This is a genomic window from Streptomyces zingiberis (assembly GCF_012034935.1).
GTDB classification, from domain to species: domain Bacteria; phylum Actinomycetota; class Actinomycetes; order Streptomycetales; family Streptomycetaceae; genus Streptomyces; species Streptomyces zingiberis.
Genome location: NZ_JAATEN010000003.1, coordinates 339,442 through 354,270, shown reverse-complemented (window position 1 = coordinate 354,270; position 14,829 = coordinate 339,442). Strand labels below are relative to the sequence as shown.

At 71.9% G+C, this 14,829-nt stretch carries 14 protein-coding genes; 9 read left to right on the top strand and 5 right to left on the bottom strand.

All coding sequences use genetic code 11. The features are described 5' to 3' along the window. Window positions 1-52 precede the first annotated feature (52 nt). Window positions 53-955 carry a methyltransferase domain-containing protein gene (locus tag HCK00_RS05720; protein WP_375781918.1) on the bottom strand — a complete coding sequence of 301 codons (903 nt, stop codon included), beginning with the start codon at window positions 953-955 and terminating at the stop codon, window positions 53-55. A gap of 66 nt (window positions 956-1,021) precedes the next feature. Continuing rightward, on the bottom strand, window positions 1,022-1,828 hold the full coding sequence (locus HCK00_RS05715; protein ID WP_168100625.1) for a class I SAM-dependent methyltransferase: 807 nt from the start codon (window positions 1,826-1,828) through the stop codon (window positions 1,022-1,024). 560 nt (window positions 1,829-2,388) lie between these two features. Here HCK00_RS05715 and mshA point away from each other — a divergent pair. The 5 genes from mshA (at window position 2,389) to HCK00_RS05690 (ending at window position 6,369) form a co-directional block, all read left to right on the top strand. Next, window positions 2,389-3,729, top strand: coding sequence for a D-inositol-3-phosphate glycosyltransferase (gene mshA / locus HCK00_RS05710; protein WP_375781923.1), 1,341 nt, complete (start codon window positions 2,389-2,391; stop codon window positions 3,727-3,729). After that, window positions 3,716-4,327, top strand: coding sequence for a type III secretion system chaperone family protein (locus tag HCK00_RS05705; protein ID WP_168100624.1), 612 nt, complete (start codon window positions 3,716-3,718; stop codon window positions 4,325-4,327). The genes mshA and HCK00_RS05705 overlap by 14 nt, the downstream gene beginning before the upstream one ends. A 286-nt stretch (window positions 4,328-4,613) precedes the next feature. After that, a complete protein-coding gene (locus HCK00_RS05700) occupies window positions 4,614-5,375 on the top strand; it encodes a phosphoglyceromutase (RefSeq protein ID WP_168100623.1) in 762 nt (253 codons plus the stop codon). Window positions 5,376-5,749: 374 nt separating this feature from the next. Continuing rightward, a complete protein-coding gene (locus HCK00_RS05695; RefSeq protein ID WP_168100622.1) occupies window positions 5,750-5,971 on the top strand; it encodes a hypothetical protein in 222 nt (73 codons plus the stop codon). Window positions 5,972-6,078: 107 nt separating this feature from the next. Beyond that, window positions 6,079-6,369, top strand: coding sequence for a PIN domain-containing protein (locus HCK00_RS05690; protein ID WP_168100723.1), 291 nt, complete (start codon window positions 6,079-6,081; stop codon window positions 6,367-6,369). A gap of 191 nt (window positions 6,370-6,560) precedes the next feature. Here HCK00_RS05690 and HCK00_RS05685 read toward each other — a convergent pair whose 3' ends face one another. Continuing rightward, window positions 6,561-7,163, bottom strand: a complete 603-nt coding sequence (locus HCK00_RS05685) for a TetR/AcrR family transcriptional regulator (protein WP_168100621.1) — start codon at window positions 7,161-7,163, stop codon at window positions 6,561-6,563. A gap of 91 nt (window positions 7,164-7,254) precedes the next feature. Here HCK00_RS05685 and HCK00_RS05680 point away from each other — a divergent pair, with 91 nt between their 5' ends. Beyond that, a complete protein-coding gene (locus HCK00_RS05680; protein WP_168100620.1) occupies window positions 7,255-8,037 on the top strand; it encodes an MBL fold metallo-hydrolase in 783 nt (260 codons plus the stop codon). 166 nt (window positions 8,038-8,203) lie between these two features. On the opposite strand, the gene HCK00_RS05675 is transcribed toward HCK00_RS05680, so the two are convergent. Continuing rightward, entirely contained in the window at window positions 8,204-9,466 is a 1,263-nt protein-coding gene (locus HCK00_RS05675) for a glycine cleavage T C-terminal barrel domain-containing protein (RefSeq protein WP_168100619.1), read from the bottom strand. Between the two features lie 762 nt (window positions 9,467-10,228). Beyond that, window positions 10,229-11,278 carry a LacI family DNA-binding transcriptional regulator gene (locus HCK00_RS05670; protein ID WP_168100618.1) on the bottom strand — a complete coding sequence of 350 codons (1,050 nt, stop codon included), beginning with the start codon at window positions 11,276-11,278 and terminating at the stop codon, window positions 10,229-10,231. A gap of 153 nt (window positions 11,279-11,431) precedes the next feature. Between HCK00_RS05670 and HCK00_RS28380 the strand changes: the two genes are divergently transcribed. From HCK00_RS28380 to HCK00_RS05655, 3 genes are all read left to right on the top strand, one after another. Beyond that, a complete protein-coding gene (locus HCK00_RS28380) occupies window positions 11,432-12,421 on the top strand; it encodes an asparaginase (protein WP_168100617.1) in 990 nt (329 codons plus the stop codon). 67 nt (window positions 12,422-12,488) lie between these two features. Further along, a complete protein-coding gene (locus tag HCK00_RS05660) occupies window positions 12,489-13,379 on the top strand; it encodes a polysaccharide deacetylase family protein (RefSeq protein ID WP_168100616.1) in 891 nt (296 codons plus the stop codon). Next, on the top strand, window positions 13,376-14,755 hold the full coding sequence (locus tag HCK00_RS05655; RefSeq protein WP_206319955.1) for an MFS transporter: 1,380 nt from the start codon (window positions 13,376-13,378) through the stop codon (window positions 14,753-14,755). Before HCK00_RS05660 ends, HCK00_RS05655 begins: the two co-directional genes overlap by 4 nt. Window positions 14,756-14,829: the final 74 nt, after the last annotated feature.

Here is a 14,829-nt window from a genome sequence, read left to right as displayed (position 1 = left end):
GGGTACCGGTCCCGGCCGGGGCGCTCCTCCCGGCGGCGCGGGGGCGGGCCGGTCACGGCCGCCGGCCCCATGCGGAGATCATCGGCGCGGTGGCCAGGTCGAGGCGCCCGGTGGCGACGTTCGCCAGATGGCGGTCGATCTCCTCGTCGGTGGCGAGCCCTTCCGCCACCAGCAGGCCGCGGATCTGCCGCACGGTCGCGGCCTCCAGGGTGGCGCAGGCCGGCGAGGTGATCGGGAAGTACGCGTCGGCGCGGACGTCCTCCAGCCCGGCCTCGCGCAACAGCCGGGGCAGGGTCCGCCCGTAGGCGAGGTCCGCGCCGCGTGCCGCCATCAGCGTGCGGAAGCCGGACCGCAGCCGGTTGGCGAGCCGCTGCTCGGGGCCCGACTCGTCCAGGCAGAGCAGGGGCTGAAGCGCCGGGTCGGCGTCCTCCAGGAGCAGCCGGCCGCCGGGCCGCAGCGCCCGGACCATCCGGCGCAGCGCCTCGGCGCGGTCGGTGACGTGCACCAGGACCAGCCGGGCGTGGACGAGGTCGAAACCCCCGGGCGGCGGCGGGTCGGCCGCCACGTCGTGGCGGGCCACCTCGATCACGCCACCGGCGACGCCCCGGGTCCAGGACACGTCGATGTCGGTGGCGAGCACTTCTCCTCCGGGGCCGACCCGCTCGGCCAGCCCGAGGGGGACGGACGGGCCGCCGGCCCCCACTTCCCAGCACCGCATGCCGGGGCCGATCCCGAGCCGGTCGACGTGGCGGAACGTCACCGGATCGAACAGCTCTGCGAGGGCGTCGAAGCGGATCCCGGCCTCCGTCCGCCGGTTGTCCAGCAGGTAGCCGTGCTCGGCGGGTGCGGCGGGTGCGGCGGGTTCGCTGGGTGTGGCGTCCTCGGTGGGGCCGGCGTCCCCGGCCTGCTCGGTGGGCCCGTCGTGCTCCGTGCGCCCCGTGTCCGGATCGCTCATGGCGCGAGTCTCGCAGAACGGTCCGCGCGCCCCCGGGCCGGGCCGGCGGGGGTCGGCGGGGTTCCGTCAGCGCGGGGCGAGGGCCTCCCAGGCCACCGTGACCTCCCCCTGCCGCCAGCGGCGGGGGCCGTCCGTGACGGGCCAGCCGGCGGTGAGCGCGCGGACGGAGTGGATCCAGCGCTGGCGGGCACCCAGGGAGGCGTAGGGAGCGGCGGCCGACCAGGCGCGGTCGAAGTCCCGGAGGAAGGCGTGGACCGCCTCCCCCGGCACGTTGCGGTGGATCAGCGCCTTCGGCAGCCGCTCGGCCAGCGCGGACGGGGTCGTGAGCGAGGCGAGCCGGGTGGCGAACGTGACGGTGCGCGGTCCCGAGGGCCCCAGCGCGACCCAGACGTGGCGGCGCCCGATCTCGTCACAGGTGCCCTCGACCAGCAGGCCGTCCGGCGCGAGCCGGGCGCACAGCCGCTCCCACACGGCGCGCACCTCCGCCTCGTCGTACTGGCGCAGCACGTTCGCCGCGCGGATCAGCAGCGGCCGCTCCCCGCCCGGCAGCGGGACCTCGAAGCCGCCGTGGCGGAAGTCCAGCCCGTCCCGTTCGTACGGGCGTGCGGCGGCGACCCGGCCGGGGTCGATCTCGACACCGGTCACCCGGCTGTCGTCCCGTACCCGGCGCAGCCGCGCCAGCAGTTCGACGGCCGTCCACGGCGCGGCCCCGTAACCGAGGTCCACGGCGAGCGGCGGGGTGGCGGCGCGCAGCAGCGCCGGGGTGAGGGCGGCGGTGATCCAGCGGTCCATGCGCCGCAGCCGGTTGGGGTTGGTGGTCCCGCGGGTCGCCGTCCCGACGGGCCGGGGGGTCGGGGGGACGCGGCCTGCCATACGCCGAGCCTATGCCGGGCCCGGCCCGGCGCCGGGGCCGGGCGGGTCACCGGGTGACCGGGGCACCGGGGCACCGGGTGACCGGGGGACGGGCAAGCGGAAGGACGGCGTGGCCCCGGACACCCCCGTACGGCGGGACAGCGCCACCGAGGGAACAACGGCAGAGCGCAGAGCGCAGAGCCGCCGACGCCGAGGAAGCGGAACGAATCCGGAGCGGTGGAAGTGGAACCGCTCCGAAGCCGAGGAAGCGGAACGGCTCCGGAGCGCGCGGGCCTGACCAGCTGCCCGGGGGCCGGGGCGCCCGGGGGACCACCCCGCTCAACTGTTCGAGTGGCCGGCGTCTCAGTCCCACGGCCCGCGCCCACGGAATGAAAGCGGCCGGCGGGCCGGTTGGAGGTCGTGGAGGGGCATGCCCAGACCCCGGCAGAAGGAGGAGGCGCACCGTGAGCCATCACGCGTCCCGGTGGGGAGCGTCCAGGGCGGGGCAGCGGGGTGGCCCGCAACGCGGCCGTCCCCAGCCGCGGTTCGGCGGCCGTAACGGCCTCGGCGGCCGCGGCGGGATCGGCGGCTTCGGCGGCACCGGCGCCCTGGGCGGCCTCCCCGGCACGGGCGGTTCCCGGCGGCCGCGCCGCGTCGCGATGCTCAGCGTGCACACCTCCCCGCTCCACCAGCCCGGCACCGGCGACGCGGGCGGCATGAACGTCTACATCGTCGAACTGGCGCGGCAGCTCGCGGCCCTCTCCATCGAGGTGGAGATCTTCACCCGGGCCACCACCGGCTCCCTCCCGCCCACCGTGGAGCTGGCGCCCGGCGTCCTCGTCCGGCACGTGGACGCGGGCCCGTACGAGGGGCTGGCCAAGGAGGAGCTCCCCGCGCAGCTCTGCGCGTTCACCCACGGCGTGATGCGCGCCTGGGCCGCGCACCGCCACGGCCACTACGACCTGGTGCACTCGCACTACTGGCTCTCCGGGCACGTCGGCTGGCTGGCCGCCGAGCGCTGGGGGGTGCCGCTGGTGCACGCCATGCACACCATGGCGAAGGTCAAGAACGCCGCGCTGGCGGCCGGTGACACCCCCGAGCCTGCGGCCCGGGTGATCGGCGAGACGCAGATCGTGCGCGCCGCCGACCGGCTGATCGCGAACACCGCGGGGGAGGCCGCCGAACTCGTCCGCCACTACGAGGCGGACCCCGGCGAGGTCGACATCGTCCACCCGGGCGTCGATCTGCGCCGCTTCCGTCCCGCCGACGGCCGCGCCGCCGCCCGCGCCCGCCTCGGCCTGCCGCCCGACGCGCTGATCCCCCTCTTCGCCGGGCGCATACAGCCGCTGAAGGCGCCCGACATCCTGCTCCGCGCCGTCGCCGTGCTCCTCGCGGAGCGGCCCGGGCTGCGGGACCGGCTCGTCGTCCCGGTGGTCGGCGGGCCCAGCGGCACCGGGCTGGCCCGGCCGGAGCGGTTGCAGAAGCTCGCGGCGCGGCTCGGGATCGGCGACGTCGTACGGTTCCGGCCGCCGGTGGACCAGGACCGGCTGGCCGACTGGTACCGGGCGGCGTCCGTGCTGGTCATGCCCTCCTACAGCGAGTCCTTCGGGCTGGTCGCCGTGGAGGCCCAGGCCTGCGGCACGCCGGTCGTCGCCGCGTCCGTCGGCGGACTGCCGGTGGCCGTGCGCGACGGGGTGAGCGGCTTCCTCGTGGACGGCCACGACCCGGTGGACTACGCGCGGGCCCTCGGCCGCTTCCTCGACCGGCCGGAGCTCACGGAGCGGATGGGCGCCGCGGCCGCCCGCCACGCGGCCTCCTTCGGCTGGAACGCCACCGCGGCGGCCACCGCCGAGGTGTACGCGGCGGCCGTCCAGCGGCACCGCCAGGGGACTCACCTACGATCGCTGCATGGCCGACCTTGACCCGCAGGTGATCACCGAGACCGTCGAGAAGACCCTGGACGACGCGGAACTCAGCTGGGACAGCCCGTCCGACGGCCACTACGTCGTCACCCTGCCCGGTGAGCGCAAGCTCTCCACCACCTGCTCCCTGGTGGTCGGCAAGCACTCCCTCTCCGTCAACGCCTTCGTGGTGCGCCACCCCGACGAGAACGAGGCGGCCGTCCACCGCTGGCTGCTGGAGCGCAACACCAAGCTGTACGGCGTGAGTTACGCGGTGGACCGGCTCGGCGACATCTACCTCGTCGGCAAGCTGCCGCTGTCCGCCGTCACGCCCGAGGAACTGGACCGGCTGCTCGGCACCGTGCTGGAGAACGCCGACGGCAGCTTCAACACGCTGCTGGAGATGGGGTTCGCCTCGGCGATCCGCAAGGAGCACGAGTGGCGGACCGCCCGCGGCGAGTCCACCCGCAACCTGGAGGCGTTCACCCGCCTCACGGGGGAGCGGCCGGCCCCGGCTGCCGGGGAGGCGGGGAGCGCGGGCGGCGGCGAGGCGGACGGTGCGGCGAGCGGCGGCGAGACGAAGCGCGGGGGCGGCGAGACGGCCGGCTCCGGGGGCTGACCGCTCCGGGGGCTGACCGCTGCGGGGCTGGCCGCTCCGGGCGCCGGCCGGCGCGGCACCGCTGATCGGCGTGGCCGACACCGTCCCGGGCGTCGGCCGGTCGGTCCGGCGCGGCCGACGTGCCGGCTGTCACGGTCGCGGCGCCCCGGCGCGCCGGCCGGCCGCCACCGTCCAAGGTGCGCCCGTCGGCCCGTCGGCCCGCCCGCGCGGGGCCCCGGCCACTCGCCCCCGCCCGCGGTGTGGACCGCTCTGCCGCGCCCCCCACCGGTCGATTACGCTCGGGCGCATGGCCACCGCACCGTACAAGCTGATCCTGCTCCGCCACGGCGAGAGCGAGTGGAACGCGAAGAACCTCTTCACCGGCTGGGTCGACGTCGACCTCACCGACAAGGGCGAGAAGGAGGCGCGGCGCGGCGGCGAGCTGCTGACCGCCGCGGGTCTGCTGCCCGACATCGTCCACACGTCCGTGCAGAAGCGCGCCATCCGCACCGCCCAGATCGCGCTGGAGGCCGCCGACCGCCTCTGGATCCCGGTCAAGCGTTCGTGGCGGCTGAACGAGCGCCACTACGGCGCGCTCCAGGGCAAGGACAAGGCGCAGATCCGCGAGGAGTTCGGCGAGGAGCAGTTCATGCTCTGGCGCCGCTCCTACGACACCCCGCCGCCCGCCCTGGAGGACGGCGCCGAGTGGTCGCAGAGCGACGACCCGCGCTACGCGACGATCCCCAGCGAGCTCCGCCCGCGCACCGAGTGCCTCAAGGACGTCGTCACCCGCATGCTGCCGTACTGGTACGACGGCATCGTCCCGGACCTGCTCACCGGCCGCACCGTCCTGGTCGCCGCCCATGGCAACAGCCTGCGCGCCCTGGTCAAGCACCTCGACGGCGTCTCCGACGAGGAGATCGCCGGCCTCAACATCCCCACCGGCATCCCGCTCTCCTACGAACTGGACGCCGACTTCCACCCGGTCACCCCGGGCGGCACCTACCTCGACCCGGAGGCCGCGAAGGCCGCCATCGAGGCGGTCAAGAACCAGGGCAAGAAGAAGTAGCCGGGCCGAAGAAACCCCCTGTCGGAGTTTTCTGCCGGCAGGGGGCTTCTCGCTCGGTTCGGGCCGTCTGGGGGCCGGCGCCTGGGTGTTCGGGGTCGCGCCCTGTGTGGTCACTCAGCGTTCGGCGTACTGCTGGAGGGCACCCGGGCCGAGCGCGGGTCGACGTACTGCCCGCTTGTGAAGTCCGCTTCGGTGCGGGTCCCATTCCCGTTACCCGCTCCACGACGAAGGCCCAGGTCAGCGACCAGGGCCTTCGCTGTTGTCCAGGCACCTGGGTGCTGCACCACCTCGGCCGTATCACGTCGGAGTCTCCCGGCGCCCTCCACGGTCCAGCGCTATCGTGGCAGCGGCGACGGCCGACAGGGAGAGTCAGGATGACTGCCGCCTATGACTACAGCGATCTTCATGACCTCATCGAGCGACTTGAACCCGAGCAGGCGGAAGAGCTACGTCGGCACGCGCTCCGTCTGGTGAAGACGCCCCCGGCGAGCCGCTTCCGCGTCCTGCGGAGCTTCGACGGGCCAGCGGAGGACGTGGGCGCCCGCGCAAAGGGCATCGTTCGGGAAGAACTCGGCGAGACCGATGCGGATCGTTGATACGGGTCCCCTCGTCGCCCTTCTGAACCATAACGATCCCGACCATCAGAACTGTGCCGAGCTGCTGGAGTCCCACGACGGTGAACTGCTGATCACGGCCCTACGCGCTGACCGAGGCCTGCTACCTGCTCGCCAAGTACGTCAGCCCGGACGCCGAGATCAACCTCATCGAGGCCGTCGCTGCGGAAGACCTGATCCAGGTGGCTACCGAGCGCGACGATCTTTTCCGCATGGCGGGGCTCATGCAGCAGTACCGCGGGTTCCCTCTCGGTGTTGCCGACGCCTCGGTGGTCGCCCTCGCAGAGCGCCTCAAGGCACCCGGCGTCGCCACGCTGGATCATCGGCACTTCCGCGCCATCAAGCCTCTCCATGTGCCGGCCCTGACCCTCCTGCCATGAGGTCGTTTGCCGTGCCTCGTGGAGGATGTGTCTCGGAATAGCTGGAGAGTCACGGTCCCCAGCGGTCGGTGAGACGAGGTGGCCGGGCGCCCCAACGAGGATGCGCACCAATTCGTCACCCTCGCCTCACTCCTGATGTGGGGGTGACGTTGTACGGCAACTCCTCGGCCGGCGTTCGATCTGTCGCGCGGTCAGGGCCGGCTCAGTGCCCGTTCGATCGCGAGGCGGGCCCGGGCCGCGGCCGATCGGTCATGCTGGAGTTGCATGGCCGCGTTCAGCGCCAGTCCGGCGGCGATGATCTCGAACAGGGCCTGGTCGACATCGAACCCGTCCGGTAGTTCGGCGTTCTCCACAGCCGTGGTCAGGTCCGCCCGCAGCTGTTCCTGCCAGCGCGACCACACTTCGGCCACCGCGTCGCGGACGCGGCCGGGGCGGCCGTCGTACTCGGTGAGCGCCGCGGTCATCAGGCAGCCGCCGGGCAGCAGTGGCGTTTCCAGGTAGTCCACGGAGTTGGCGCACACCGCGCGCAGCCGCCGCAACCCCGGGGGCTCGGCCAGTGCGGGCTCGACCACCCGGTGCCAGAAGTCCACGAACGCTTTGTCCAGGGTGGAGATCTGGAGCGACTCCTTGGTGCCGAAGTGCTTGTGCACCCCGGACTTGCTCATCTCCAACGCCTCGGCGAGCCGGCCGATGGTGATGCCGTCCAGCCCTTCCTCGGAGGCGATCTCGGCGGCACGGCTGAGGATCCGGCCCCTGGTGGCCTGCGCTTCGGCTGCTGAGCGGCGTGGCGACATGCGACGAGCATAGCGTACGAGCGTCCGCTATTTACATAGAGAACGATCGTACGCTAAGTTGGCCGCCGTTGCCGAGAGCAGGGAGTATGAGATGCGAGTGCGACGGTTGGGCTGGGCAGGACTGGAGATCGAAGCCGGCGGCAAGCGACTGGTGATCGACTACGTGCGGGACATCTCGCCGCTGTTCACGGGGTGGAAGCCCGGCGAGTGCCTGGCGGCGCCGACCGGGAAGGTCGATGCCGCGCTGGTCACTCACCTGCACCGGGATCACACCGACGCGTCCGCGCTCGCGGAGGTGCTGGTCCCGGGAGCGCCGGTGCTGCGGCCGGCTCCCGGCCACGGTGATGACGTGGACAACGTGACGACGTTGCAGGCTGAGAGCGAGTTGGCCCGGCACCGATTGGCGGCCACCGTCGTCGACCCCTGGTCCACCCGTGAGATCGGGCCGTTCCGCGTCACCGCGGTCCCGGCCGTGGACGGGCTGGGCGACCCACAGGTGAACTGGGTGGTGGAGGCCGGCGGGCGGCGGCTCTTCCACGGCGGCGACACCATGTTCCACGGGTACTGGTGGCTCATCGCGCGCCGGTTCAGTCCGTTCGACGCGGTGTTCCTGCCTGCCAACGGCCCCGTCGTCGACGTGCCGCACCTGCAACCGCCGAGCCCGGTACTTGCCGCGCTGGACCCGAGGCAGGCGGCCGCGGCGGCGAAGATTCTCGACGCTCGGCACGTGGTGCCGATCCACTACGAGCCGGAGCAGCCGGACAAGGTCGCGGGCTACGTCGAAGTCGCCGACCCGGAGAGGGAGCTGCGCGAGCACGCCGGGCCGCGCGCACGCGTGCCGGCCGTCGGTGAATGGCTGGACCTGACCACATGACCGGACCGTGTCCACGGGAACGGCCGCCGGGAAACGCCTCCGGCCCTTCCCGGGCTTCGTCCGGCACCTGGGAGATGACGAGGTGGCGGCCATGTCCTCCACCTGCGTCCTTTGGCGCAGGTGGAGGACGATCTCCCGGGCCGGCCGGGGCCGGGGCCGGGACGCCTCACTCGATGGGGAAAGCCGAGACCACGGCTGGGATGCTCCTGCTCGTCGAGTCGCCGGCCGGCGCGAACACGTACACCTGCGTTCCCGGAACCGCGAGTTCGACGGGCAGGCGAGCCAGGCCGACGTTGGTCTGAAGTTTCGGGGCGTACGACGCGGACGTCACGAATCCCACCGGCTCCGCGTCCGGTGAAGGCGCGACCAGCCAGAAGTCGGACAGATAATCGGCGATCGGTTCCCCCTCCATCCTCAACCCCACCATGGTGAGCTTGTAGGGATGATGTCCGGCAGAGATCTCGGCCCGCATCTGCTCGAGAGCGTCCCGGCCGATGTAGTCCGACGCCTTGTTGCGGGGAATGTGGGCCGCCAGCCCAACCTGAAAAGGAACCATCTCGTTGTCGACGTCCTGGCCCCACGCGATGATGCCTGACGTGATCCGGTGGGGCTGGATGGGGCCGGTCACCGTCAGCCCGTATTTCTCTCCTGCCCGGAGGATCGCATCCCACATTCGCTCCGCGTAAAGGCTCGAATTCTTCAGGTAGACCTCGAAGCCGGCTTCACCGGAGAACCCGGTTCGCGAAACGAGTACCGGAAGCCCGGCGAGCTCTGCCTCCAGGAGCCCGAACGCGGGCATCTCGGTTGCCACGTCACCGATGAGGTCGGTCATCAGTCCGTTTGCCTCTGCTCCCTGGATCTGGACGGGTGACACGTCGATCTCCTGGATCCGGACATCGAACCCCTTGCCGACGTTCACCCCCTTCAGCCACAGCGACAGATCCGAGTCGGAGATACTGAACCAGTACTCATCGGGGGAAATCTTCAGCAGCAGCGGATCGTTGACCATCCGGCCGCTGGGATCGCACAGCACCACGTACGCCGCCCGCATGGACGCCAGCCGGGTGACGTCCCTCGTCACGACATAATTGACGAACTCCGTGGCCTCGCGCCCTTGTACCTGGATCTGACGCGCCGCCGCGATGTCCCACAACGTCACCCGGCTGGTCAGAGCCTCGTACTCGGCGGCGGACCCACCGCCTTCCGGCGGACCGTACCCCCTGGGCAGGTACATACGGTTGTAGACTTCCGCCCGCCGGCAGCCTGCCTCGATTGCCAGATGCCAATACGGCGACTTTCGAGCCCGCGTCGAGATGAGGAGCTTGATGTCCGGCCGGCCTGTTTGGCGCAGGTTCACGGGAACGGTTCGATCCGACTGATCGACCGACGGGAAGTTTGGATCCGTCCATTCGCCAGACTCGTGCGGCACGCTCTCTCCTCCGGTCGCTACCTGGCTCGGTGCCGGTTCATCGACATACGCGGCAGCGATACTCGTTGCGAGCCGGCGAATCGGGCAAGGCGCATTCCTGCCAACTTCGCCACCACGGCTCCGCTGCGGCCTCCGTCGGCTCGGCGCCCACGCCCCCGATTTCCATGACATCTGCGGCAACGGTGGTATTCCGGCGGAATGCTCCGTGCGGAGCACCGGGAACCGCTCCGCTGGTGAGCAGGCCGGACGAGGTGCAGCCGCCCGCCGGAGGCCGGCCGCTACGCGGTGGATCGGGAACGGGAGGTCATGCCGTGCCGACGGGCATGGATTCCATGAGACCGAGGTTTTCCTGGGGGACCGCGCGATTCGCCGCATCGCATCGCGTCGAGTCGCAGCCGGTACTTCCACGGGTGGACTCCGCAGTGGAGGAACCCGCCCGCTGTCGCGCGGTCCACCGCCACATCACCCTGCCGCAGCTGCGGACCACCTCCGTCGCACGGTGTCCGGTGGCGGCACCGGGCCGAGGGCGTACAGGATCGCCTGGCCCGAACCGGGGCACATCCCGGCTGAGAACGGGATGACCCCGCGGAAGGGAGCCCGAGCGCAGGCCTCGCTCCGCAACTGGCCCGGCGTGTGCGTCATCGTGCTGACGCGCAGGCCCTGGGCTGCCACCTCTCACGCGTTCCCCGGTCTCGCACCGGCCGGCGACTCCGGTTCCGGCGGTCCCGTCGCCGTCGGCCGTCGCCCGCCACTGCCCACCCCTCACCCCAGTGTCGAGGCCCGGGCCACCAGCGTGGGCGGGAGCTGTTCGGAGGCGACCTCCTCGCCGGCCAGTCGTCGCATCAGCAGGTCGACGGCGCGCGTTCCCATGGCGTGTACGGGAGACCGGATGGTCGACAGGCCCACGGGCAGTGAGCCCGCCAGCGGGACGTCGTTGAAACCCATCACGGCGAGGTCCGTTCCGACCTGGAGCCCCGCGTCCCGGGCCGCTCCCATGGCGCCGATCGCGGCGAAGTCGTTGACGGCGAACACCGCGGTGGGCGCCGCTCCTTCGGACAGGATGTGCCGCATCGCCTCCCGCCCGCCGTCGGTGTCGAATCCCGAGTGCACGACGCGGGAGTCCGGGACCTCGACCCCGGCCGCCGCGCAGGCCTCCCGGAAGCCGGCGGTCCGGTCGATGCCGGTACTGGCGTACGGCTCGCCGGCGATGACCGCGAGGCGTGTGTGGCCCAGGCCCAGGAGGTGTTCGGCGGCGAGCCGGCCGCCCTGGTGGTCGTCGCAGGTGACGGAGGGGTGGGCGCCGGCGCGCCGGGAGACCAGTACGAACGGGACGCCGCGCCCCGCCACTTCGTCCAGGAACCGCCCGTCGATGTGGGCGTCGCCGAAGATCATGCCGTCGACGCGGCGGGCGAGGACCATCTCCGTGCGCCGGCGCTGTGTGGCCGGGTCGTCGCCGGTGTTGGCCACGAACGCGGAGAACCCGGAGGCCGCGCAGGCCTCCTCGACCCCTTCGTAGATGGTGGCGAGCACGATGTCGACCAGGCGCGGGACGAGCACCCCGACGAGGTTGCTGCGCTGGGTCCGCAGCCCGGTCGCGTGCGGATTGGGCGTGTAGCCGACCTGCTCCGCCAGGCGGCGGATGCGGTCGGCCGTCTCCCGGCCGGCGGTGCGGACCCCGGGGCCGCTCGGCCGGTTCAGCACGCGCGACACGGTGGAGACGTGGACTCCGGCCAGCTCGGCGACGGTGCGCAGGGTGGCTCGGCCGCCCGCGTCCGTGTGCGGAAGTGGTCCTGCCGGGCTGTCCTCGGCCATGGCCCGCCTTTCATCTCGGTCAGCCGACATTGTGCCTCCGACCCCTTGACGTGTGCCCTCGGTTCAGCATTTCCTATGCGCAATCGTTCGGCGCAAACGTTAGTGCAGGCATAGTGCGCATCACGGGCATAACCTGATCTTCAGGAGGAATCTGTGCGGACCGTTACGGTGCTCGCCACGGGCGGCACGATCGCCAGCCGGACGGCGGCCTCCGGCGAAGCCGTCGCGCGCGCCAGCGGCAGCGAGCTCGTGGCCCGGTCGGCCCCGCGCGGTGACGTCCGGGTCCTCGTGGACGACGTGTTCCGCATCGGCAGCTACCTCATGAGCCTGGAGCGGATGCGGGAGCTCACCCTGCGCGCGCACCACCACCTGCGCGAGGAGAGCATCACGGGCCTTGTGGTCACGCATGGGACCGATACCGCCGAGGAGACGGCGCTCTTCCTGGACCTCTTCCTGGACGACGAGCGCCCGGTGGTGCTGACGGGCGCGCAGCGACCCGCCGACGCCCCGGACAGCGACGGCCCGCGGAACCTCGCCGAGGCCATCGCGGTGGCCGCCGATCCGGCGAGCCGGGGACTGGGCACGCTGATCGTCTTCGACGGCTCGGTGTTCGCCGCAGGTGGCACCCGCAAGAGCCACACGCTCGCCACCAGTGCCTTCGCCTCGCCCGACGGCGGGGTGCTCGGCTGGGTCCGCGACCGCGTGCACATCACCGGCGGGCCCCGGCCCCGGCCGCGTCCACGGCTGGACCTGCCGTCCCTGGACCTCTCCCGCGCCCGGGTCGACATCGTCTCCTGCTACCCCGGCGCGGACGCGACGGCGCTGCGCGCCTTCGCCGCCGCGGGGGCGCGCGGCCTCGTGCTGGAGGCCACCGGCGCGGGCAACGCCAACGCCGCGATCTGTGAGGCAGTGGCCGAGCTGACCGCGTCCGGGGTGGTCGTCGCCACCTCTACGCGGGTGGCGTCCGGCCCCGTCGCCGCGATCTACGGCAACGGGGGCGGGGCGGATCTGCTCGCCGCCGGCGCCGTGCCCACCGGGCTGCTGCGCCCCTCCCAGACCCGGGTGCTCCTGGCTGCGCTGCTGGGAGTGCACGGCGACCCGCGCCTGGTGCGGGAGGAGCTGGCCGCCCACACCGGCGGTTGAGCCGGTCTCAGCCGCCGACGAAAAGGATTCCCGGCCGTGGTGGCCGGGTCGAGGGAAGGAGTTGGCCTTGCCGAAGGAAATTCTCTGCGCGTTCGGAGTCGACGTCGACGCGGTCGCCGGCTGGCTGGGGTCGTACGGAGGGGAGGACTCCCCCGACGACATCTCCCGCGGCATGTTCGCAGGCGAGGTCGGGGTGCCGCGTCTGCTGAACCTCTTCCGCAAGTACGGCCTGCGGACCACGTGGTTCGTCCCGGGGCACTCGATCGAGACCTTCCCGGAGCAGTTCCGCCAGGTGGTCGACGCCGGCCACGAGGTGGGGGTGCACGGCTACAGCCACGAGAACCCGATCGCGATGACCCGCACCCAGGAGGCCGCGGTCCTCGACCGCTGCATCGAGCTGATCGAGGAGGTCACCGGCCGCCGCCCCACCGGCTATGTCGCGCCGTGGTGGGAGTTCTCGACGGTCACCAACGAGCTTCTGCTGGAGCGGGGCATCAAGTACGACCACTCGCTGATGCACAACGACTTCACGCCCTACCGGGTGCGCGTCGGCGACACGTGGACGAAGATCGACTATTCGGGCCGGGCCGAGGACTGGATGAAGCCGCTCGTACGGGGCGAGGAGACGGAACTCATCGAGATCCCGGCGAACTGGTACCTCGACGACCTGCCGCCGATGATGTTCGTCAAGACCAGTCCGAACAGCCACGGCTTCGTCAACCCGCGGGACATCGAGCAGATGTGGCGGGACCAGTTCGACTGGGTCCACCGGGAGATGGATCACGCGGCCGTCACCTTCACCATCCATCCCGACGTCTCCGGGCGCCCGCAGGTGCTGCTCATGCTGGAGCGGCTCATCGAGTACATCAACGGCCACGAGGGTGTCCGGTGGGCCACCTTCGACGAAATCGCCGACGACTACGCCGCCCGCCACCCGTGGAAGGGGCAGGCGACATGAGCAGCGAGACGATGCCGCAGTCGGGGGACAGATCCACGCCGGCCAGGACCCCCGGTCCGGCCCGCCGGTTCCCGCCCTTCACCCGGCGGCAGACCAACACCGCCATCGTCCTGGCGCTGCTCGCCTGGACCGTCGCGGTCTTCGACTACGGGCTCTTCGGCACCCTGCTGCCGGCCATGCAGCAGGACTTCGGCTGGAGCGACGCGACCGCGTACCTGGTCAACACGCTCATCGCGGTGGGCACCGCGGTCGTCGCCTTCGGCGTGGCCCCGCTCATCGACCGGCTCGGACGCCGCCGCGGCATGATGGTGACCATCGGCGGCACCGCCGTCGCCTCCGCCCTGACCGCCCTCATCCCCACGAAGATGGGCGGGGCGAGCGTCGCCGGCATGGTCGGCATCCGGTCGCTCGGCGGCCTCGGCTTCTCCGAGCAGTCGGTGAACGCGACCTACCTCAACGAGGTCTTCGCGATCACCGAGGACGAGAAGAAGCGGGAACGCCGCGGCTTCTGGTACGGCGTCGTGCAGGGCGGGTGGCCGCTCGGCTTCCTGCTCTCCAGCGCCCTGGCGCTCCTGCTGCTGGACTCGGTGGGCTGGCGCGTGATCTATCTGCTCGCGAGCGCGCCCGCGCTGCTGCTGATCATCGTGATCGGCAAGAAGCTCCGCGAGACCCCCCAGTTCGAACTGCACCGGCGTCTTCGCACGCTCAAGGCGGAGGGGAAGACGCGCGAGGCCGGGGAACTGGCCGCCGCCTACGGTGTGGAACACTCCGACGCCACCCCGATGGCCCGGATCCTCCAGCCGGGGCTGCGGCGGAACACGATCGTCCTCTCCCTCGCCTGGGTCGTGAACTTCTTCGGCATCAACATCTTCAGCGTGCTGGGCACCTCCATCCTGGCCAACGCCAAGGGCGTGGAACTCTCCACGGCGTTCTGGATGCTCATCGTCATCAACCTGGGCGCGTACTTCGGTTACGTGTTCCACGGCTGGCTCGGTGACCGCATCGGGCGGAAGCGGACCATCGTCATCGGCTGGGTCACCTCCGGTCTCGCCTTCGCCGTCATGCTCTCCCCGGGGGTCACCAGTACGGCGCTCATCGTGCTCACCTACGCGGTCGGGCTGTTCTTCCTGGTGGGCCCGTACGCGGCGATCATGTTCTACATGGGGGAGTGCTACCCGACCGACTGCCGCGGCACCGGCACGGTGATCATCGGGGCGATGAGCCAGCCCGGCACGATCATCGGCGGCTTCCTCTTCACCGGAGCGGCGGCGGCCTGGGGCACCGGCACCGCGGCGCTCTGGGTCGGCGCGGCCGGAACGCTCCTCTCCGGTCTGCTGATGACGCTGGCCAAGCCGGTGGCCCGGCTCGAGAACTGACCGCTCGCACCTCGCGTATCGCGGCGCGTGGAGCCCTGCCCGTGCCGCTGGGGCGGGTGGACCGCCGAAGAAGG